The organism is Geotalea toluenoxydans JCM 15764 (genome assembly GCF_001311985.1).
Classification (GTDB): Bacteria; Desulfobacterota; Desulfuromonadia; order Geobacterales; family Geobacteraceae; genus Geotalea; species Geotalea toluenoxydans.
On record NZ_BBCJ01000028.1, the window covers coordinates 36,453 to 57,144 of the forward strand.

Below are 20,692 nucleotides of genomic sequence, written 5' to 3' on the forward strand. Positions count from 1 at the left end.
CCTTCTAACGCCGCCTCGGTTTCTTTTCCAGTTCCATATCCAGATGTTTCAGCTGCTCAATGGTCTTACGCAGTTCCTTGTTTTCCTTTATCAGTGAGAGGTTGTGTCCCTTCAGACCGGGTATTTCCCTGCCCAACGCCCTGATCTCCCTGTTCTGGCGTTGGGCCTCTTTGATGACGGCCACAAGCGGCACGGACAACCGCGTCCATGGACTGGATGGATAATCCCGTTGCAGTGTTTCCAGCCTTTTCAAGGACTGCTCCATGTCCTCCCTGACAATGCCGGCTTTCAACTGTATCAGGCTCAGGCGAAACAGGGCTTCGTCGGTTACTCCCGCTACCCCTTCCTTTGAGACCACCTCTCTGAGCCATTTTTCCGCTTCATGTTCTTTTCCTTCATCATACAGCTTCACTGCCTGTGCAAGGCTGCTGTCCCGACCGTGGTGCAGGACTCCGCTTCCTTCCCTGCCGGTGGCGCAGCCGCTCAGTATCAAAAACATCATGAATAGTATCTTCTTCATCTTTTGACCTTGCGCCGATTTATCAGGTAATTACTCCCCGGCATTGATTTGACGTAATCCTTGATTTCGGCGGCGGCTTTGGCAATGGCCACGGCAGAGTCAAACTCCCCTTTTCGGCATATGGTTATGGCAATGGAAATGGTCATGATCGGAAAGGTGCGCGGCACTCCATAGCGATCCATCGCATCGATCGCCCCTCTGGCCAGATCCTCCGGTGTGTAGTGGTTGCGAATCTCTTCGTCGAACATCTTGATGACTGCCTCGCAAACGGGAACCGAATTTTCCATGGCAACGACCATGACGAAGTCGTCGCCGCCGATGTGACCGACAAACGCACTGTCTTCCGCCTTCGCCTTTACCGCCTCGTAAATGATCTCACCGGCCTTTTTGATGACTTCGCTTGCTTTTATATAGCCGTAATGGTCGTTATAGGCCTTCAGATTGTCCAGATCAGCATAGCATACGGCAAAGGGCACGTCTTCCTGCAGCCTTTTATTCAGAATGCCTTCTATGGCTATATTGCCCGGCAGCCTGGTCAGCGGACTGGCGTCCAGGCTCATCTGTTCCAGTACCTTGAGTCTCGCCGCCATATTGATAAAATCCCTTGCCAGCTCACCGATTTCATCATCTGCCTTTATCTTCGGGTCGTAATCGAAATCCCCTTCTGCGATCTTGTGGGTTGCCGTCTTCAGCCTTCTGATGGCGGTGGAGACATTATAGATGAAGAGGCTGGCTACGGCCATCGCCAATGCAAATCCTGTGAAAGAGAGGGCAATGGTCCAGGCGATGGTGAATTTTTCCTTTTCGTCTGCCGCCTCCAGCTTTACCCTGAGCTGGTCCTTTGTATTGTTATAAATGAGGTCGATGGCGTTGAAGATTGAGCGGTAGAGCTTTTGAGCGCCTCCGGGTTATCATTACCCGAAAACAGCCGGTCGGCATTTATTCTATACTCTTCATAGCTCTTTATCAGAGGGTCAACATCCGGCTGCTGCCTGCTTTTTGCCAGTTTTTGCAACAGATCAAGAAACTCCAGTTCCCGCCCACGAAACATATCCGTGAATTCGGGGCTTTTCAGTATCTGATACTTTGCGGCATATCTTTCCTGGGCCTGCATCGTTTCCCGCAGTTTGCTCGTTGCATTCAATATGGCCAGATCCTTCTGGCAATCTCGGTGGCTATATTGTGCACGGAAAAAAGACCGATAATGGCGAAAGCGATTGCTGCGGCAGTAAAAAAAGCCATTGCCGCATAACCGGCAACCAGCCTTTGAACAAGGGTCAGTTTTGGTGAAAATGATTTAATTTTCATGAGCTGATTGACCATGGCTTGGCCATTCTATTGCAATGCCCTGTTTTAGTCAAATCATTAGCTTGGCATAATTGCTGTTGAGAGCCGATTGGATTGAGATAATCGGCTTAGGGCATGTAACTGCCATGTATTAGCGGTTGCGAGTGGTGTATAGCTGTGTTATAAAAAGCCACTTAAATAAATAAATGGGAGACGGCAATGATCGGTCTGGACAGGATAATAGAAAACGCCCTGATGGAGGATATTCATACCGGCGATCTTACCACCCAGGCTGTGATGCGTGAAAACAGGGCAATGCGTGCCACGCTGAAAGCCAAGGAGAATCTGGTCCTGGCCGGTATCAAGGTAGCCGCCCGTGTCTTTCACATTCTCGACAATTCCATTACCTTCGATGCACATTTCGCCGACGGTTCCCGTATCGAGAAAGGGGCCACACTGGCGGAGATCTCCGGCGACGCTTCCTTTCTCCTCCAGGGGGAGCGGGTTGCCTTAATCTTTTGCAGCGCATGTGCGGAGTGGCAACCCAGACTGCTGCCTATGTGGAAGCTGTCCAGGGGACCGGCGCACGAGTGGTGGATACGCGCAAAACGACCCCGGGGCTGAGAATTCTGGAAAAATACGCCGTCAGGATCGGCGGCGGTATTAATCACCGCACCGGTCTTTATGACGGAATTCTGATCAAGGAAAATCATATTGCAGCTGCCGGCGGCATTACCGAAGCGATCAATCGTGCCAGGGCCTATATTCCCCACACATTGAAGATCGAAGTGGAAACGGAGAACCTCACCGAGGTGACCGAAGCTCTTGCAGCGGGTGCCGACATCATCATGCTCGACAACATGGATGTGGCGACCATGCGTGAGGCGGTTGCCATGATCGGTGGCAGGGTTCTGACCGAAGCCTCCGGCGGGGTTAATTTGTCCACGGTCAGGCAGATTGCCGAAACCGGCGTTGATATCATCTCTGTCGGTGCACTGACCCATTCGGTGCGGGCCATGGATATTTCCATGCTCATGGAGGGGTGTTGAAAGGGACAAAGCTCCAGACCGCAGACCTGGATAAACAGACCTTCAACCGGCGAATCCTTCAGATATTCAGGGACAGGAAAGGGGATGTGATCTCTGGCGAAGAATTGAGCAGCATGCTCGGCATCTCCCGAACGGCCGTCTGGAAGCACATCAAGGACCTGCGCAGACTTGGCTACACCGTCCTTGCGGTCCCGGCCAGGGGATATCGCATGGTATCCTCTCCGGAGCGTCTTGTAGCCGAAGAAATAGCTGCAGGACTTCCGACCAAACGGATCGGCAAAAGAATAATCTGCCTCGAAGAGACTGACTCCACCAACAATGTTACCTTCAGGCTGGCCGAAGAAGGTACCGCCGAAGGAACGGTGGTCATTGCCGATGCCCAGACCCGGGGCAAGGGGAGGCTTGGCCGGTCATGGGCATCCCCCAAAGGGGTCAACCTCTATTGCTCGGTAGTGCTCAGGCCATCGATGCCGCCTGTAGCCGCATCTCAGCTGACCTTTCTCTCCGTGGTCGCCGTAGCCAGGGCCATAGAGCTTTCAACCAGCCTCAAGGCATGGATTAAATGGCCCAATGACATCCTGATCAACGGCAGGAAGATTGCCGGCCTCCTTAACGAGATGAGCGCGGAAACGGAAAAGGTGAATTTTGTCGTGCTCGGCATCGGCATCAACATCAACATGCGTCAGGAGCAGTTTCCGACAGACCTCCGTCATCCTGCCAGTTCGCTGTACATCGAAAGCGGAGCAGAGCTGGATCGAAACCGGTTCATCCGTACGCTGCTCAAGGAACTTGATGACCTCTATGATGTCTATCTCCAGCGGGGGTACGGGCCGGTCAGGAGGAATGGCTGTCGCGCTCCCAGTTATACGGGCGCAAGGCCCGGATTGACTGCCAGGATCGGACTATGACGGGAGTTATAAAAGGAATTGACGATATGGGCGCACTGCTGCTCGATCTGGACGGCCGGGAGGAACGTATTCTTTCCGGGGATGTGACGCTGCTGTAATGGGGGAAATGTGCTTCTTGTAATTGACGTTGGCAACAGTAATATTGTTCTGGGAATCTATGACGGAGACAGCCTTGTCAAGGACTGGCGCGTATCTACGGATAAATCAAAGACTACTGACGAATACGGCATCCTGATACATGAGCTTTTCCGATTGGCAGGGATCGATTTTTCCCGCATTACCGATATAATTATCTCTTCTGTCGTGCCGACTCTGACCTGTGTACTGGAGAAGCTTTCCCAGCAGTACTTCGGGTTTAAGCCGTATGTCGTCGGGCCCGGCATCAAGACCGGCATGTCCATCCACTACGACAATCCCAAGGAAGTGGGAGCCGACCGCATAGTCAATGCCGTCGCCGGGTACGAAAAACACCACACTGCCTTGATCATTGTCGATTTCGGCACTGCCACCACCTTTGATTATGTGAACAAGCGGGGTGAGTACTGCGGCGGGGCCATTGCCCCCGGTCTCATGATATCAATGGAAGCGCTGTTTCAGAAAGCGAGCAAACTGCCTCGAGTGGAGATTACAAAACCACCGGCAATAGTTGCTAAAAATACCGTCAACTCCATGCAGGCTGGCATTTTTTACGGTTATGTGGGGCTGGTTGACGGAATCGTGACCAGGATGAAGGGGGAGGGTAAGGAAAATCCGAAGGTTATCGCCACCGGGGGGCTTGCCGGACTGATCGCGCCGGAATCCACTACCATCGAGGAAGTGGACGAGTATTTGACCCTGGAGGGACTGCGGATACTGTACCAGAGAAACCGGGAGAGTTAAGGGAGGTACTGCAGTTTCCCTGCGGCCTCGACTTTAACATTTACCTATTTAATAAGGGGGGCGTATGGGAAAGTATGACACTGCAAAGTTGAGAAACCTTGGTATTGTCGCTCACGGCGGGGCCGGAAAAACCTCTTTAACTGAAGCGATCCTTTTCAATGCGGGCATGATTGACCGACTGGGCAGGGTTGACGACGGTACCTCCACAATGGATTTCGAACCGGAGGAGATCAAGCGCAAGATCACTATTTCCTCATCCCTCAATCACTGTGAATGGAATGGGTATTCCATCCATATCGTCGATACTCCCGGCTACGGCAATTTTATTGCCGATACCCGTTCCTGCATGCGGGCCCTCGGTGGGGCGGTCCTGATCCTGTCAGCCATTTCCGGGGTCAAGGTTCAGACGGAAGAAGTGTGGGAGTGGGCCGATGAATTCGAAATACCGCGTATAGCATTTGTCAACAAGATGGACCGGGAGCGAGCCAGCTTTTTTCGCGCCATCGATGATATGGAAAAGGTGCTCGGGGTTAAAGGCGTTGCGATCCAGTTGCCCATGGGGGCGGAGGATAATTTCAGCGGCGTCATTGACCTGGTAAAGATGAAGGCCTATCGGTATGAAAAGGACCTGTCAGGCAAGTTCACCGAGGGAGAAATTCCCGCCGAATATCTGGACGAGGCAAAGAGGCTCAGGGAGCAAATGGTGGAGACTGTTGCCGAGGCCTACGATTCCCTCACCGAGAAATACCTTGAGGCGGGTGAATTGACAGAGGAAGAGATAATCGACGGTTTGCGGGTCGGTACCCTTCGCTACACCTTTACCCCAGTTCTATGCGGCTCCGCTGTGATGAACATCGGCATAGGCCAGCTTCTGGATTATATCTGCAACTGTCTGCCTTCGCCACTGGATCGAGGCAGCATAGTTGGGACCAATCCGAAAACCGGCGATGTGGTAGAGCGTTCTCCCGACGAGAATGAACCCTTTTCCGCCCTGGTTTTCAAGACGACTTCCGATCCCTACACCGGAAAAATCACCGTTTTCAGGGTTTATTCCGGCACGCTCAACTCCGATTCCGCCGTCTTTAATTCTACCCGGGATTGTACCGAGCGGATCGGTCAGATATACGAACTGGAGGGGAAGAAGCAAAAGCCGATCAAACAGGCTGTTGCCGGGGATATCGTTGCCGTATCGAAACTCAAGGATACCCTGACCGGCGACACCCTCTGTGATCCTGATAAACCCATAGTCTATGAACCTGCAAAACCCTTGCAACCGGTCATTTCCTATGCCATTCTGCCCAAGACCAAAAACGACGAAGACAAGATTCACGGCGCCCTGCAGAGACTCATGGAAGAGGACCAGACCCTTGAGGTCCACCGTGATGAAAAGACCCGCGAGCTGGTCATATCAGGCATGGGGCAGGTGCACCTTGAGGTCACCGTAGAGAAGCTGAAACGCAAATTCAGTGTCGATGTTGAGCTGAAGACGCCCAAGGTGCCTTACTTGGAGACATTCAAAGGGACTGCCAAGGTCCAGGGCAAATACAAGAAGCAGTCGGGTGGGCGTGGCCAGTATGGGGACTGCTGGGTCGAGTTCAGCCCGCTGCCCCGTGGAGAAGGCTTCCTCTTTGAGGATAAAATAGTTGGGGGTGTCGTTCCTCGCCAGTATATTCCAGCTGTGGAAAAAGGCATTTTCGAGGCTTCCCAGGAGGGCTTCCTTGCCGGATACCCCCTGGTCGATTTCAAGGCTGCTCTCTATGACGCTCTTTTCACACGGTGGATTCATCGGAGATGGCCTTCAAGGTTGCCGGCTCCCTTGCCCTGAAAAAAGCCATGGAAACGGCTAAACCGGTATTGCTCGAACCGATCATGAATATGAAGATCACGGTACCGGAAGAGACCATGGGCGATGTCATCGGTGACCTGAATTCGAGACGCGGCAAGGTCGTCGGGGTGGAGCCGAAAGCCAATTCGCAGATTATCAGGGCTGTAGTGCCCATGTCCGAAGTGCTTGCCTATTCGTCGGATCTGCGGTCCATGACCAGCGACCGCGGCCTTTTTACAACTGAATTTTCCCATTACGAAGAGGTGCCGGGGCATCTGGCCCAGAAAATTATCAGCGAGTCTGCAGCAAACCAAAAACACGCGAACCATTAGCATGAGGAGGAATTGTTACAATGTCCAAGCAGTTTTCAGCGGATTCAGAGGAAACCGAACTTAAGGGATCAAAAGGTAAAAGCCAGGCCCAGCTTCTTGTCCTGTTGCTGCTGGTTGCGGTCGGCGGATACGTCTATTTTTTCACCGGATTGATCAAGCCCCGTGAAGAACGCCCACGCCCCAGCAGCCACAGGCTGCCCAGGTGAAAAAGCCGATGCCGCCCCGGCAGGCCGAACAAACGCCGGCAGCTGCTAAACCTGAACAACCCAATTCCGCGGCAGCTCCTGCTCCTGCTCCTGCTTCTGCACCTGCATCTCCTGTCCCTGCTCAGACTGCCGGTGGACAGAAGCCGTCTCCAGTGCAGACTCCGGCCAAACCTGAACCGGTGAAAATCGCAAAAAACCCTGCACCTGTTGTACCGACGGCTCCCGGCAAACAGGCTGCTGCAGTTACTGAAAAGCCAGGCGGCAAAAAGACAGCCAAAGATGCTGCTCCGGCCAAGACGACAGACAAAGTCGCTGCTCCTACTGGCAAGCCGACGACTGTTGCAGGAAAAACTGCTGCTCCCGCCGTGGAAAAGCAGCAACAGCCGACGGCCAAAAAAATCGCCGGTGCTTTCAGTCTGAAAACCGGGGAAATCGTTTTCGCCAAGGATGCAGGTGCCGTGGAGGCAAAGCTGAAAAAGGCGGGCCTGAAGCCTGTAGTACGGCATACCGCCATGAAGCAGGAGCCCATGAACAGGCTCTTTTACGCCGAGTATCCCGACCGTGAATCTGCGGGCGTCGACCTGGAACAACTCCGTGCCAAGGCTCCCGATGCCTTTATCATTCAGGAGGGCGGCAAGTATGTTATCTATGCAGGTTCGTATCTAAAGGAAGCCCGTGCAGCCATTGAGCAGGACCGGCTTTTCGATAAAGGGTTGCGGCTGGTGATGAAAAAGACCCAGGTGAAGATCCCGGTCACCTACATTACCGCCGGCAGCTTCCCCAGCCAGGATGATGCCCGCAAGGCAGCCGACAGGCTGAAGAAGAGCGGAATCAAGCTGGCTGTGGTCAAATCCGGCAAAGTGTCGACCAAAAGGTGACCCAAAAAATCACCTTGAGAATGTCAGCCGCAGCTGCTCCATATGTACGGCCCGATACCCCTGGCGAAATCAAGCTGCAAGCAGCCCGCGGCCAAGTCTCTCTTGGTGCCTCAGACATGGTGGTGCTCCTTTATTTCCTGACCCACGACAATGATGCCGAAGTAAAACAAGCCGCACTAAAGTCCCTGCGAGACCTGCCTGAGGCCGTACTCCATGAGGTGGTCCAACTTTCGGAAACAAACGGAAAAATCCTCGATGTGATCGCCCGGCTCCATTTTTCAAAACTGGCTGTTGCGGAAAAAATCACCATACACCCCAATTGCAGCGAGGCTACCTGTGACTTTCTCGTGGGAAAGGGGGTGCAGGATCTGCGGGGGCGGGTGGGAATGGAAGAATGCGGCAGCCCGGGTGTCGGTGATGTGGATGAAGACGCCGAGACCGCTGACGACGAAGTGATAAACGAAGAAGATGAGGAATTTAAATCCAAATACCAGCTGTCCCAGCAGTTGGGGGTTTCGGAAAAGATAAAGATGTCATTGACAGGTGACAAGGAATGGCGTTCCATTCTCATCAAAGACTCCAACAAGCTTGTCTCCGGTGCGGTGGTGAAAAATCCCCGCATTACGGAAGCCGAAATACTTGCCATCTCCAAGTCGAAGATTCAAAACGATGAGATCATGCGTGTTATCTGCGCCAATAAGGAATGGACCAAGAACTACATGATCAAGAAGGCTCTGGTGGAAAACACCAAGACGCCATTGGCCGTGGCCCTACGCTTCATGGGAACCCTGACGGAAAAGGACCTGTCAGGTCTGGCGAAAAGCAAGAATGTATCCTCGGTTATTGCCACTCAGGCACGCCGGTTCTGCTGAATAAAAGCAAAAAAAGCTAGGAGGACGTCAATGGCTCTGGTGAATAATAACAAGCGGGAAATAAATGCAAAGCTGGTCTACTATGGCCCTGGGCTGTCGGGGAAAACGACCAACCTGAACCACGTTTACGCCAAATTGAAGCCGGAGTTCCGGGGACAGCTGAAGACAATGAATGTTCAGGCTGACAAGATGTACTTTTTCGACTTTACTCCCCCCGGTGACGCCAATGTAAACGGCTATAACGTTCGCCTGCACATATATACGCTGAAAGGCGAGCCTGCCGGTCCCGCTCCCTGGAAAATGGTGCTGAAAGGGGTAGACGGCATTGTATTCGTCGCCGATTCAGCCCCCGAGAGAATGGCCGCCAATCGGGAAAGCCTTCAAAACCTTGATGAATATTTGAGAGGTTTTGGACAGTCCATTTCAGACATCCCTCTGGTCTTTGCCTACAACAAGCGCGACTGCGCCGATGCGGCTCCGGTGGAAGAGATGCAGAGGATGCTGAATTCCCGCAATCGACCGGGAGTTCCTGTTACGGCGAACAAAGGGGAGGGAGTCCTCAACGCTCTGTTGACCCTGGTCAAGATGGTACTGAAGAAGCTGCGAGAAGAAGGTACCGGAGAGAAAAACATCTATGAGCCTGCTTTGCAGCAGTCAATTGGTGCACAAGGCGATGAAGACATCAGCAGATATGCAGTAGAAGATGAACTTGTTACCGAAACCGGAACGGGTTCCCTTTTGCCGGCCAGTGAAGGAGCCGAACCCGAAATCTCCTTTTTCGGTAATGCGGAGATATTGGGTAACGGGCACATGCGCCTGCCATTGGTCATAAGTTATGGGGGCAGGGAAAAAACTGTGACCCTGGATCTGAAACTTGGCTGATCTAATCTGGAGATAGGGAACATGTCTTTGGCTGTTGATGTGGAAATGGTAGTTCGGCTTCTCCTCGCATCATTGTTGGGTGGGATCATAGGCCTGGAGAGAGAGATACACGCAGGCCAGCCGGTTTCAGGACCATCTCCTGGTTTCCCTTGGTTCATCCTCTTTGTGGTCTCTTCCATTGAATTTTACCGGGTCTTCGGCAATTTCAGCGGCACTTTGCCGGTGGGTGTCGATCCGGGAAGGGTTGCCGCCCAGGTTGTAACGGGAATCGGTTTCCTTGGCGCCGGGGCCATAATCAGGGAAAATGCTTCCGTCAGGGGACTGACAACCGCAGCCTGTCTCTGGATTGCGTCTGCCATCGGTATTGCCTGCGGCATTGGTCTTTTCGGCATTGCTTTTGTTGTAACGGTAATTTCTCTTATCAGCCTGCTGCTCCTGAAGAGGATCGAGCGTGTGCTTGCCAGGGATGTTTATGCCACGGTAAAGGTATCCGGTAATGACCGGGAAGGCTGATTGCCGACATGGAAGCTCTGATGAATCAGAACAAGTTGGAGATAACTGCTGCCAGAATCGAGAAGAATATTGAGGAAAAGCTGATCCACGTGGAGTACGATCTCAAGCTTAACAGCCGCAACGAGATTTTTGCCATGATTGATAAAATCGCCCTTGTAACCGGGGTCAAAAAAGTAAGTTTTACCTGATAAGGTTTCACAGGGCCAAGCCGAATTTAGCAAATGTCTTGTATACAGAATATTTACATGCTAATATTCGGCAGTTTTCTAATGAAAGGAGATGAGAATGGCGATCGTTACCATATCCAGACAGATGGGCACTGGTGCATATGCAATGGCCAAGGAACTGTCGAAAAAGTTGAAATATACACTGATTGATGGACCCAAAATTGCGGAGCTGGCCAAAAGTTATGGGTTGGCAGAAGATATTCTGGAGAGGGTCGATGAAAAACCTCCCGCTTACATAACTGCTGAAGACAGGCTGCAGGCTGCAACTTGAGCACCATGGAACTGATTCTGCTGGATGCTGCCAGAAAAGGAAATGTGGTTATGTATGGCAGGGGAGCACAATATCTCCTTGAGGGCATGACCAACGTCCTGCGGGTGCGCATCATAGCACCCTTTGAGGAAAGGGTTGAAAATCTTGCCGAACGCGAATGGATCGACCCTGATCTGGCCCGTGACCTTATCCGCAGGAGCGACCACCAGCGTGGCGGCTTCACCCATTTTTATTTCGACAGGGACTGGCAGAGTCCTTTTGAATATGATCTTGTGTTCAACACCTCTCGATTGTCAAAAAGCGCTATCGTCGAAGCCATTGTTGCTGCGGCCAAGGATCCTAACCTCAAAGAAGGGGAGGCCGACCTGGCTTCCCACCTCGATGATCTTACACTGCGCAAACGGGTGGAGGTTGCACTGCTGAAATCCGGCAAGATCGGTAGCCTGCACTTCAAGATCGAGTGTATGGACGGAGCGATCTCCCTGACGGGCCATGTGCATAACGATGAAGAGCGGGAAGAGGCGGTGAGAATTGCCGAAAAGGTCAAAGGAGTAATACAGGTGGACGATGATCTCCAGGTGATGAATTACCAGCATCACCTGGAATAAATGCGTTTCCATTTATATTGCATTGAAGCTGAAAAGGCCCCTCTCCACGGGGCCTTTTTTCATGTTTGCGATTTTAAAGATGGTGCATGCTTTTCAGGGCAGTTGCCAGGGCATGGGGAATGGCCAACTGTCCACGTCCCGTGCCCATCTCGATACCGCCCTCGATGCCATGGAAGTCGGAGCCACCGGTAGCTGCAAGACCGAGATCTTCGGCAAGCCTGGCAAGAAAGGCAGACTCATCGGCATTGCACATGTTGTTGTAGACCTCGACTCCCTGGAGCCCTTTTTCAGCCAGCTTGCCTATGACAGTGGCAAGTACCTTTCTTTCTTCGCTGATGCTTGTGGGATGAGCTAACACGGCAATCCCCCCCAGTCTTCTTATTTCTGCCAGTGCTTCATCCATGGGAAAATAGCGCTTTGGTTCATCGCATGGGATAAGGTAACGCTCGAAAGCATCCTGCATGTCCTTTGCGTACCCCCTGTTTACCAGCACGCGAGCAATGTGAGGCCTGCCGAAGGCCCCATCAGCCAAGTTTACCGCTTCATCATAGGTAATGGTCTCTTTTTTCTCCTGTTGGAGTTTTACATTGATATTGGCGATGATGGCCTGGCCCCGCTGGTCCCGGGTGGTGCGGAATTCAGCAAGCTTGTCGAGAAATGTCCGGTCCCGGTGGTCAATCAGGTAACCCAGAAGGTGAACGTCCTGGTAAGTGTCGAACTGCACCGACAGTTCGACGGCCGGAATCACTTCCACATTCCGGCTTTGGCCTGCTTCAAGTGCCTCGTCGATACCGGCAACGGTATCGTGATCGGCCAGGGCAATGGTCTTAAGCCTTTTGCTGCAGCCATGGCCACCAGTTCAGCCGGCTTGTAAATGCCGTCGGAATAGGTTGAGTGGATATGAAGATCTATCATTGATTGAAATGTTCCTTTCCTTTTCGCAGAATGCTCTCAAGATATAAACCCTAATCGGGAGAAAGGCAAATTGCATATATTAATACAGTTGCCTTGCTGCTTAGCATACAGTAGAATGCGTCCGATTATCGCAGCTGGGCGATCAGAACTCAATTGAGGTATTTCTCCTATGGCAAAAAAGCAGGGTATCGCATTGGCCCTCGTGGCATTTGTAGTTTACATTGCAGGTGGTATTTCCACCTTTGCCGGTCTTGGCCTGATACTGTTCATGCGAGGGCGGGATCTGTTGGGGCTGGGGGACGGCAGCAGTATAGGCTACCTGTTTCTCTGTGTTGGGCTCTCCTTCTGCATCCTGGGCATTCTCTTCATGCGTATCTTTAAAAACAGAGGCTTGGTTTGAGGGATCCGGAAATTCACCGGGCTGTCACCCTGCTTCTGGAAGCGGTGAAAGTCTGGCAGAGTCCGGCCGTCATAATCGTTTCCCAGCGTCAGGGGAGCCCTTTCAAGGTTTTGATTTCCTGTATTCTTTCACTTCGCACCCAGGATAAAACCACATCGGCAGCTTCAGATCGGCTGTTCGCACTGGCAGATACTCCTGATAAACTTGCTGCTCTACCAGTCGAAATCATTGAAAAGGCGGTTTATCCGGTAGGCTTTTTCCGGGTCAAGGCTGCCCGGATAAAGGAAATCAGCCGCCTGCTCATGGAAAGATACCAGGGAAAGGTCCCTGATGAAATAGAGGAACTTCTTACTTTCAAAGGGGTCGGCAGGAAAACTGCCAACCTTGTGGTAACACTCGGTTATGGAAAACCAGGTATCTGCGTGGATACCCATGTTCACCGCATCTGCAACCGCTGGGGATATGTGGTGACCAGAACTCCGGAGCAGACCGAACAGGCATTGAGGGGTAAGTTGCCCACCGAGTACTGGCTCATGATCAACGATCTGCTGGTTACCTTTGGTCAGAATCAATGTAATCCCATATCACCAATCTGTTCCACCTGTCCCTTGATCGAGATGTGCGACAGAGTCGGGGTAAAAAAGTCCAGGTAAAGGAGTTGCCGCGGATTTTTTAATCTATTATGGCTTGTCTCGGCGGCTGAGAGGTTGTAAACTTCATATCCATGACATGAAGATGTAATTTATTATTGCGGGAGGCCGGTTATGTTGAGAAAGCTTGGTTTTATCGGTTTGGGTACTGTCGGCAGGCATATGGCTGCCAATCTGACAAAGGCGGATTATGATCTCACTGTCTATGACGATGATGCGGAACCGCTAAATGAGCTGGTCAAGCTGGGAGCAAAAGCTGCCGCAACCCCCAGCGAAGCTGCAAAGGGCAAAGATCTTGTTATAGTCATTCTTCCCGAGAGCCATGGTTTGGAAACATTCGTCTTCGGCAAGGATGGAGTTCTCGAAGCTCGATCCCGGCACGATATTGGTGGATATGGGTACCCACTCCCTGGAAACGACCTTGAAACTTGCCGACGAAGCCATAAAACGCAGGGTGATGTTCCTGGAAGCGCCGGTGTGGGGAACCAAGGAGCATGCTGCCAACGGTCTGGTGACCATTCTTGCCGGCGGGGATCCTTCCCTGCTCGGGCGTTGCCGCGAAACATTCTCCTATTTCGGTCTTAACATCATCCATATCGGCAAGATAGGCGATGCCACCAGGATGAAATTCATCGTCAACCTGGTGCAGGCCGAACTGATGCAATCTTTGGCAGAGGGCATCGTCTTTGGCGAGAAGCTTGGCTTTACTGCCGATAAAATTCTCGAAGTACTCGATTCCGGCGGCGTTGCTTCGCCCCTCTTCCATTCCAAGGGGCGCAGCATAGCCAGGGGTGATTTCAGTCGTAATCTTGCTCTCAAATATGTACACGAACAACTTCTTTTGGTTATGGATGCTGCCAGAAAGGTTAATTTGGATCTTCCCGGAGCGGAAACGGCCTGCAAACTCTACGAGCAGGCGGTGCAGGATGGCCGCGGCGAAGAAGACTATTCCGCAGTGGTTAAAGTCTTGAGAAAATAAAGGCACTTCAAGAAACGAAAAAAGCGAGAAGAGGGCGCGACCATCAGTGGCGCCCTGTTTTTTTGCCTAAAACGAAATTTATTTGCTTTAATTTGCCAACACAAATTAATGGACAAAATTAATTGAACTTGTTATAAAGCACCGGAACCGAGAAACAAATATTTACTTCAATGTCAGGAGAGTGGGTTTGCCGTTTCTGGGAATCAGGTTCAAACTTTCTTTCGTTACCTTCCTGCTGGTGACAGCGGTTATAGCGGTGTCGTCTGTGGCCGTCATGGGGATTATGGACAGGTTTCTTCTGGGGGAATTGGTCAAACGCGGCACGTCGCTGTCAAGGGGGGCAGCCAACACTGCAGCTTTCGGGCTGCTTGCCCATGACCGTCTTGTGGTGGACAACCTTGTCGCCAAGCTGAAGGAACGGCAGCCTGATGTTCTGTATGTGGCGGCCGTGGATCATGATGGAATCATTACGGCCCATAGCGATCTAAGGAAAAATGGAGGAAGATACGAACAGAAGACGCCAGCCAGGGTGATCAGCAGGGATGTGGACGGCACCATGGTTGCAGTGAGCAGCAGGGGCGGCAGAGACGTCTACGAGTTCAGTACTCCCATAAGGTTTGCAACCAGAAAGATAGGTTCATTACATCTGGCCATAGATGGCGTCACTTTGGTGGACGCCCGGGGAGATGCGCGCCGAATGGTGGCCCTTGCTTCCGGCCTGATTCTAGTTATCGCCGTTCTGGCTTCATATTATCTTGCCGGGTTTTTTACAGCTCCCATCAAAAAGTTGCAGGAAGGGGTTTCGCAGCTACAGTCGGGTAAATACCAAGGGGCATTGACGGTAAAACTTCATGACGAATTGGGAGAATTGACGGATAATTTTAACCAGATGGCCCAGGTAATCGTACAGCAGCAGGACAAGCTGGAAGAATATGCCCATGGCCTTGAAGAATCTTACCTGGCCACGGTAAAGATCCTTGCCACATCCATCGATGCCAGGGATGATTACACACTCCGTCATTCGACCCGCGTTGCGGCATTATCCGTCATGCTGGGTCAGCAGTTGGGACTTCACACTGAAGAATTGCGGGATCTTGAGGTGGCTGCCCTGGTGCACGACCTTGGGAAAATACGAATTCCCGACAAGGTCTTGAAAAAGGCAGCACCTCTGAACGAAGAGGAATTGGAAATGGTCAGGCTGCATACGCGTCACGGTGCAGAAATTCTCAGCCATTCCCGGGCGCTTCAAAGGTTTGTTCCTGCCGTTCTTTATCACCACGAGTGGTATGACGGTCAGGGTTACCCCGAAGGATTGAAAGGTGCGGAAATCCCGCTATTCGCCAAGATTATTGCGATTGCCGATGCCTATGATGCAATGACCACTTCACGACCATATCGCAGTGGTCTGCCTGCGGCAATTGCCATAAATGAAATCACTCGTTACAGCGGATCCCAATTTGAGCCGGAACTGGTTGATCTTTTTGTTAAATCTTTGGGGCAGCCAAACCATGCCATCCCCCAGTTAATGCTCAGGCTGTCGGCATGATGATCTTTTTCAGGCAAACAATATTCTTGCTTTTATTAATCAGTCTTGCCGCCTGTTCCACCTCAGAAAAGATTCTGCGGCCAGCAGGTGAAAAGCCGCATCAGCCGATACCCGAGCGGCAGGTATCGGCAATGCAGAAGAAGGTTGCCCTTCTTATGGAAAAAAAACTGTATCGCCAAGCTCTGACAACCATTGCCTGCCGGAACCAGCTGAACCAGCCTTCGGCGGGAATGGAAAATGAATTCATTACAGCAATCAATGGCCTCGTGGACACAGCTGAAGAAGCAATGGCACGCGGTGACCATGTCTTTGCGGGCCAGGCATTCAGATCGGCCTTGCTGCTTATCCGGCAGAGCGTTCTTTGCGGAGGAAAGTCAGGTCAGGGACAAGAAAGATAAGAATTCATCTTGAATCATGTTCCAACAGGCTCATGGATCAGGGGCTGCAGGAATACAGACGGGGTGAATTGGACAGGGCTATCAGAACCTGGAAGAGCATTCTTTCGTTCAATGCCGGGCACAGCGAAGCACGAAAAGCTATTGAGACAGCAACAATTCAGAAAAAATCCCTGCAGGTAATGGAAGATTGAACTAATTTTTTTTCGTCAGCAACGCTACATTTTCCACATGGGGTGTTTGCGGAAACATGTCCACCGGCTGAATTTCCCTGGTTTCATAATCAAGACCAGCCAGCAGGTTAAGGTCGCGGGCCAGGGTATCCGGCGAGCATGATACGTAGATGATCTTTGCCGGCCCCAGGGCGGAAGCCTGTTTCAGAACCTGTTCATCACAACCTTTGCGTGGTGGGTTCAGGACTATCAGGTCTACCTTTTTATCTTCCCGCCGTATTTCTTCAATAAGCTTTGCCACATCTCCCGCAATGAATCGGCAGTTGCCGATGCCATTCAGCTGTGCATTCTTTTCGGCATCGGCAACGGCAGCATCCACTGCCTCGATACCGGTCACTTCTTTACATTGTCTGGCCAGAAAAAGTGAAATTCCGCCAATGCCGCAATAAAGGTCGAGAACTCGTTCTGGGCCGGTCAGGGCTGCCCACTCACGAACCTTCTCGTAAATAATCCGGGCACTGCCGCTGTTCACCTGGAAGAAAGAACGGGGTGAGATAAGGAATTTCGTGTCCCCCATGGTTGCAGACAGAACCTGCTCCCTGGTGACAAAGTGGTCCTTCTGCCCCAGGATTACATTACCTTGGGAGCTGTTTATGTTCTGGGCGATGACACTGACTTCGGGTACTGCATTCTTCAGATGTTTCGCCAGGTGATGGAGCTCATTGTAGCTGCGCTCCGCTGTAACAAATATCACCATGGCCTTGTTGGCAGATTCAGAAACACGAATCACCAGATAACGCAAAAGCCCCATCTGGCTTTTCGGATGGTAAATGGGAACCTTGCCCTTTTTTATCCCGACCTTCACCGCCTCGATTACCTTGTCAATGAGAGGATGATGGACGGCACAGCCTGTGACATCCAGAACGTCGTGACTGTTGCGGCGGTAGATGCCAATAACGGGATCGGCAAATTTGCCGGCCACGACCAATTTCGCAGAATTGCGGTAGTGAAGTTGCTGCGGAGACGGGACTACCTCATGCAACACCGCTTTTTCCAGTGTCTTGTGACGACGGATGAATTTGATGACCAGCTGTTTTTTCCATGCCAGTTGAGCCGGGTATTTCATCTTTAGAAGCGCGCAACCGTCGCACGCACCTCTGTCGCAACATGGATGTACCATCCGGTCGGGCGAAGATTTGACGATCTTCCAAATGCCGGCGAAGGTTTCCCTTCTCCCACATAGGTGACCTTGGCACGGATAGACTCGCCAGGGAGGGCACCGGCAATCAGAATGGGCGTATTTTCGTGGCAGGAGACACCGAAACCGTCGTCATTTATGGAGGTTATGGCCACCTCAATCATTTGGCCTGTTTTCAGTTTGCTGCCTTCTTTTTGGGCTTGGGAACTTGATCGGGTATCTTTTTTCATGGGGATACTAAATAGGAAAAAAAATCATCTGTCAATGGTCGATTTCGTGTAGGTAAATAAATATAGTGTGTAGAAAAAGTAATCACCTGGTAAGTGTTTTCTGAGTAATTAATATGCAGCTGCTTTCTGATGCGGCATGGTAAATGATTGAAATATAACCTTAAGTCGGCATTTCTGCTGTATTTTCCGCGTGTGCTCATTTATGGTGCAGATGATGCATAAAATGTAGTCATTTTCGTGGGGCGGCTAATTGCTGACCTCAGCACTCGTATTTCAAATGAAGGAGGAACTGGATGTCACCGCAAATCGATGAAAAGGTTCAAGGAATTTACCAAGAAGTCCTGAAGAGGAACCCGGGCGAAGTGGAGTTTCACCAAGCCGTAGCAGAAGTTTTGGAATCCCTGGGACCTGTCGTATCAAAGCACCCGGAATACCTTGAGCGTAAAATTATTGAGCGAATCGCTGAGCCGGAGCGTCAGATCATTTTCCGGGTACCCTGGCAGGACGACAATGGCCAGGTGCACATCAACCGCGGCTTCCGGGTCGAGTTCAACAGCGCCCTCGGTCCATACAAGGGCGGTCTCCGTTTCCATCCTTCCGTCTATCTCGGCATCATCAAATTCCTCGGATTTGAGCAGATCTTCAAGAACTCCCTTACCGGCATGCCCATCGGCGGTGGCAAGGGTGGTTCCGATTTCGATCCCAAAGGAAAGTCAGACGATGAGATCATGCGTTTCTGCCAGAGCTTCATGACCGAACTCTATCGGCATCTTGGTGAGCATACTGACGTACCTGCCGGCGATATCGGTGTCGGCGGGCGTGAAATCGGCTACATGTTCGGACAGTACAAAAGGATCACCAATCGCTGGGAGGCAGGAGTGCTGACCGGCAAAGGCCTCAAGTGGGGCGGCTCGCTCGTTCGTCCCGAAGCAACCGGCTACGGTGCCACATTCTTCATCAACGAAGCTCTTAAAGTCCGGAAAGAGTCTTTTGATGGTAAAACCTGCCTCGTTTCAGGCTCCGGCAACGTTGCCATCTACACGATAGAGAAAATTCACCAACTCGGCGGCAAGTGTATCGCCTGCTCCGACTCCAATGGAGTTATTATTCACGAGAAAGGGCTCGATGTTGAATTGATCAAGCAGCTCAAGGAGGTGGAGCGCCGTCGTATATCCGACTATGCCACCTTTCACAAAGACGCGAAATATATCGCCAACGGTAACATCTGGGACATCCCCTGCCAGGTTGCCATGCCGTCAGCAACTCAAAATGAGATTAACGGCAAGGATGCCAAGGCATTGGTTAAAAACGGCTGCATAGCCGTCGGAGAAGGCGCCAACATGCCTACCACTCCTGAAGGTATCAAAGTATTCCTCGATGCCAAGATTGCCTACGGTCCCGGCAAAGCTGCCAACGCCGGCGGTGTTGCAACTTCAGCCTGGAAATGCAGCAGAACGCCCAGCGTGATTCCTGGAGCTTCGAGTTTACCGAGAAGAAACTGGAAGGTATCATGGTCGGTATCCATCAGCTCTGCTACGATACGGCTGAAGAGTATGGCGCTCCTGGAAACTATGTTGTCGGTGCAAATATCGCCGGATTCATCAAGGTGGCAGACGCCATGGTTGCCCACGGCCTCGTGTAACGCAAGTATCAGAGTAAGTACAAAGGAGGCGGGGATCAAACCCCGCCTTTTTTGCATCTGTTCAAAAGTTTCCCCCTCCCTCAAAACTCTGCATCGGCCATGTCTCCTCCCTTGACTTTATCCCATTAACTGGCTACTATGCCCCGGTTATGAGAAAAATGACCAAACAGATAACTGTAGGCAATGTAAAAATCGGTGGAGACGCCCCATGCTCCGTCCAATCCATGTGCAGCACCGATACCCGGGACGTGACCGCCACTCTGGATCAAATCCGCAGGCTGAACGATGTCGGCTGCGAACTGGTGCGTTGCGCTGTTCCGGATATGGATGCCGCCGTTGCTGGGCCGCATCAAGGCCGACAGTCCGATTCCGGTTATTGCCGATATCCATTTCGACTACAAACTGGCACTTAAGGTGCTGGAGAACGGCATCGACGGTCTGCGGCTTAATCCGGGCAACATCGGCGATCAGTGGAAGGTGTCCGAGGTGGTAAAGGTTGCGGCTGAGCGCCAGGTGCCGATACGTATCGGAGTCAATGCCGGTTCCCTGGAAAAGGAACTGCTGCAGAAATATGGCCATCCCACTGCCGAGGCCATGGTGGAATCGGCCTGGGCCATGTACGCATACTCGAAGACCTGGCTACGACCAGATAAAGATTTCCCTCAAGGCCTCCCATGTCATGAAAACCGTTTCCGCATATCGTCTCCTTTCCCAGGCAGTAGACTATCCGCTCCATATCGGCATTACCGAAGCCGGTACCATATTTTCCGGCACCATCAAATCTTCGGTCGGTCTCGGTATCCTCCTTGCCGACGGTATCGGCGACACCATGCGTGTTTCCCTTACCGGTGACCCGGTTGACGAGGTGCGGGTCGGGTACGAGATCCTCAAATCTCTCGGCATCAGACAGCGTGGCATCAACTTTGTCTCTTGCCCCACCTGTGGTCGCTGCCAAATCAACCTCATCAAGGTTGCAGAAGAGGTGGAAAAAAGACTGGGTGCGGTGGAGAAATCCCTTACGGTCGCAGTGATGGGCTGCGTCGTCAATGGTCCCGGCGAGGCCCGCGAGGCCGATTTCGGTGTGGCCGGCGGCCGTGGCGAAGGTCTGCTTTTCAGGCATGGCGAGATCGTGCGCAAGGTTCCGGAGGGGGAGTTGGCCGATGCCTTGGTTGAAGAGGTACTTAAAGCTGCAAAAAGTGAAGGGTGAAGGGTGAAGAGTGAAGAGTGAAGAGTGAAGAGTGAAGAGTGAAGAGTGAAGAGTGAAGAGTGAAGAGTGAAGAGTGAAGAGTGAAGAGTGAAGAGTGAAG

24 protein-coding genes and 4 pseudogenes are annotated in these 20,692 nt (G+C 51.9%); 20 read left to right on the forward strand and 8 right to left on the reverse strand.

Translation table 11 applies throughout. The features are described 5' to 3' along the window. Positions 1 to 4: 4 nt before the first annotated feature. From JCM15764_RS16530 to JCM15764_RS24595, 4 genes are all read right to left on the reverse strand, one after another. Positions 5 to 502: a tetratricopeptide repeat protein gene (locus JCM15764_RS16530; RefSeq protein ID WP_243689232.1), complete on the reverse strand. Its 498-nt coding sequence runs from the start codon at positions 500 to 502 to the stop codon at positions 5 to 7. A 14-nt stretch (positions 503 to 516) separates the two neighbouring features. Further along, on the reverse strand, positions 517 to 1,263 hold the full coding sequence (locus JCM15764_RS24585) for a HAMP domain-containing protein (protein ID WP_243689233.1): 747 nt from the start codon (positions 1,261 to 1,263) through the stop codon (positions 517 to 519). Positions 1,264 to 1,343: 80 nt separating this feature from the next. Further along, positions 1,344 to 1,664, reverse strand: coding sequence for a hypothetical protein (locus JCM15764_RS24590; protein ID WP_243689234.1), 321 nt, complete (start codon positions 1,662 to 1,664; stop codon positions 1,344 to 1,346). Beyond that, positions 1,661 to 1,843 (reverse strand): hypothetical protein, encoded by a 183-nt coding sequence (locus JCM15764_RS24595; protein ID WP_243689235.1) that lies wholly within the window; start codon positions 1,841 to 1,843, stop codon positions 1,661 to 1,663. Before JCM15764_RS24595 ends, JCM15764_RS24590 begins: the two co-directional genes overlap by 4 nt. 183 nt (positions 1,844 to 2,026) lie before the next feature. Here JCM15764_RS24595 and nadC point away from each other — a divergent pair. The 13 genes and pseudogenes from nadC (at position 2,027) to JCM15764_RS16585 (ending at position 11,257) form a co-directional block, all read left to right on the forward strand. After that, positions 2,027 to 2,856 (forward strand): annotated as a pseudogene (nadC, locus tag JCM15764_RS16540) (carboxylating nicotinate-nucleotide diphosphorylase). Beyond that, positions 2,853 to 3,764, forward strand: coding sequence for a biotin--[acetyl-CoA-carboxylase] ligase (locus JCM15764_RS16545; RefSeq protein WP_439645319.1), 912 nt, complete (start codon positions 2,853 to 2,855; stop codon positions 3,762 to 3,764). Before nadC ends, JCM15764_RS16545 begins: the two are co-directional and overlap by 4 nt. Continuing rightward, entirely contained in the window at positions 3,761 to 3,862 is a 102-nt protein-coding gene (locus JCM15764_RS30140; RefSeq protein WP_439645320.1) for a biotin protein ligase-related protein, read from the forward strand. Before JCM15764_RS16545 ends, JCM15764_RS30140 begins: the two co-directional genes overlap by 4 nt. Positions 3,863 to 3,872: 10 nt before the next feature. Then, on the forward strand, positions 3,873 to 4,643 hold the full coding sequence (locus JCM15764_RS16550; RefSeq protein ID WP_054697701.1) for a type III pantothenate kinase: 771 nt from the start codon (positions 3,873 to 3,875) through the stop codon (positions 4,641 to 4,643). Positions 4,644 to 4,707: 64 nt separating this feature from the next. Continuing rightward, positions 4,708 to 6,800 (forward strand): annotated as a pseudogene (gene fusA, locus JCM15764_RS16555) (elongation factor G). Between the two features lie 20 nt (positions 6,801 to 6,820). Beyond that, positions 6,821 to 7,006, forward strand: coding sequence for a hypothetical protein (locus JCM15764_RS16560; RefSeq protein WP_054697704.1), 186 nt, complete (start codon positions 6,821 to 6,823; stop codon positions 7,004 to 7,006). Positions 7,007 to 7,014: 8 nt separating this feature from the next. After that, positions 7,015 to 7,884 carry an SPOR domain-containing protein gene (locus JCM15764_RS27110; protein ID WP_279384506.1) on the forward strand — a complete coding sequence of 290 codons (870 nt, stop codon included), beginning with the start codon at positions 7,015 to 7,017 and terminating at the stop codon, positions 7,882 to 7,884. A 20-nt stretch (positions 7,885 to 7,904) separates the two neighbouring features. After that, a complete protein-coding gene (locus JCM15764_RS16570) occupies positions 7,905 to 8,756 on the forward strand; it encodes a hypothetical protein (protein ID WP_054697710.1) in 852 nt (283 codons plus the stop codon). 30 nt (positions 8,757 to 8,786) lie between these two features. After that, positions 8,787 to 9,638, forward strand: coding sequence for a GTP-binding protein (locus tag JCM15764_RS16575; RefSeq protein WP_054697713.1), 852 nt, complete (start codon positions 8,787 to 8,789; stop codon positions 9,636 to 9,638). 21 nt (positions 9,639 to 9,659) lie between these two features. Further along, a complete protein-coding gene (locus JCM15764_RS16580) occupies positions 9,660 to 10,151 on the forward strand; it encodes an MgtC/SapB family protein (protein WP_243689236.1) in 492 nt (163 codons plus the stop codon). A 20-nt stretch (positions 10,152 to 10,171) separates the two neighbouring features. Then, positions 10,172 to 10,339 (forward strand): hypothetical protein, encoded by a 168-nt coding sequence (locus JCM15764_RS24610; RefSeq protein ID WP_243689237.1) that lies wholly within the window; start codon positions 10,172 to 10,174, stop codon positions 10,337 to 10,339. 97 nt (positions 10,340 to 10,436) lie between these two features. Continuing rightward, a complete protein-coding gene (locus tag JCM15764_RS30145; protein ID WP_439645321.1) occupies positions 10,437 to 10,649 on the forward strand; it encodes a cytidylate kinase family protein in 213 nt (70 codons plus the stop codon). 5 nt (positions 10,650 to 10,654) lie between these two features. Then, positions 10,655 to 11,257, forward strand: a complete 603-nt coding sequence (locus JCM15764_RS16585) for a cytidylate kinase family protein (RefSeq protein ID WP_439645323.1) — start codon at positions 10,655 to 10,657, stop codon at positions 11,255 to 11,257. A 73-nt stretch (positions 11,258 to 11,330) separates the two neighbouring features. On the opposite strand, the gene JCM15764_RS16590 is transcribed toward JCM15764_RS16585, so the two are convergent. Beyond that, positions 11,331 to 12,011 carry a PHP domain-containing protein gene (locus JCM15764_RS16590; RefSeq protein WP_369412355.1) on the reverse strand — a complete coding sequence of 227 codons (681 nt, stop codon included), beginning with the start codon at positions 12,009 to 12,011 and terminating at the stop codon, positions 11,331 to 11,333. Then, positions 12,002 to 12,172, reverse strand: a complete 171-nt coding sequence (locus JCM15764_RS28685) for a hypothetical protein (protein WP_369412356.1) — start codon at positions 12,170 to 12,172, stop codon at positions 12,002 to 12,004. Before JCM15764_RS28685 ends, JCM15764_RS16590 begins: the two co-directional genes overlap by 10 nt. A 169-nt stretch (positions 12,173 to 12,341) precedes the next feature. Here JCM15764_RS28685 and JCM15764_RS16595 point away from each other — a divergent pair, with 169 nt between their 5' ends. The 5 genes and pseudogenes from JCM15764_RS16595 (at position 12,342) to JCM15764_RS16615 (ending at position 16,145) form a co-directional block, all read left to right on the forward strand. Then, positions 12,342 to 12,572 carry a hypothetical protein gene (locus tag JCM15764_RS16595; protein WP_054697716.1) on the forward strand — a complete coding sequence of 77 codons (231 nt, stop codon included), beginning with the start codon at positions 12,342 to 12,344 and terminating at the stop codon, positions 12,570 to 12,572. Then, on the forward strand, positions 12,569 to 13,225 hold the full coding sequence (locus JCM15764_RS16600; RefSeq protein ID WP_054697720.1) for an endonuclease III domain-containing protein: 657 nt from the start codon (positions 12,569 to 12,571) through the stop codon (positions 13,223 to 13,225). Before JCM15764_RS16595 ends, JCM15764_RS16600 begins: the two co-directional genes overlap by 4 nt. Before the next feature lie 111 nt (positions 13,226 to 13,336). Next, positions 13,337 to 14,201 (forward strand): annotated as a pseudogene (locus JCM15764_RS30650) (NAD(P)-dependent oxidoreductase). Between the two features lie 181 nt (positions 14,202 to 14,382). Beyond that, a complete protein-coding gene (locus JCM15764_RS16610) occupies positions 14,383 to 15,747 on the forward strand; it encodes an HD domain-containing phosphohydrolase (protein ID WP_243689238.1) in 1,365 nt (454 codons plus the stop codon). Next, positions 15,744 to 16,145 carry a hypothetical protein gene (locus JCM15764_RS16615; protein ID WP_054697725.1) on the forward strand — a complete coding sequence of 134 codons (402 nt, stop codon included), beginning with the start codon at positions 15,744 to 15,746 and terminating at the stop codon, positions 16,143 to 16,145. The genes JCM15764_RS16610 and JCM15764_RS16615 overlap by 4 nt, the downstream gene beginning before the upstream one ends. A gap of 192 nt (positions 16,146 to 16,337) precedes the next feature. Here JCM15764_RS16615 and rlmD read toward each other — a convergent pair whose 3' ends face one another. After that, complete coding sequence (gene rlmD / locus JCM15764_RS16620) at positions 16,338 to 17,495, reverse strand: 23S rRNA (uracil(1939)-C(5))-methyltransferase RlmD (protein ID WP_243689239.1); 1,158 nt, start codon at positions 17,493 to 17,495, stop codon at positions 16,338 to 16,340. Next, positions 17,444 to 17,677, reverse strand: coding sequence for a hypothetical protein (locus JCM15764_RS24615; protein WP_243689240.1), 234 nt, complete (start codon positions 17,675 to 17,677; stop codon positions 17,444 to 17,446). Before JCM15764_RS24615 ends, rlmD begins: the two co-directional genes overlap by 52 nt. A gap of 359 nt (positions 17,678 to 18,036) precedes the next feature. On the opposite strand from JCM15764_RS24615, the gene gdhA reads away from it, so the two are divergent. Next, the gene (gene gdhA / locus JCM15764_RS16625; protein ID WP_439645322.1) at positions 18,037 to 19,500 is read left to right on the forward strand and encodes an NADP-specific glutamate dehydrogenase; all 1,464 of its coding nucleotides are present in this window, start codon (positions 18,037 to 18,039) and stop codon (positions 19,498 to 19,500) included. 34 nt (positions 19,501 to 19,534) lie between these two features. After that, a pseudogene (ispG, locus tag JCM15764_RS16630) lies at positions 19,535 to 20,592 on the forward strand (flavodoxin-dependent (E)-4-hydroxy-3-methylbut-2-enyl-diphosphate synthase). The last annotated feature ends 100 nt before the right edge of the window (positions 20,593 to 20,692 follow it).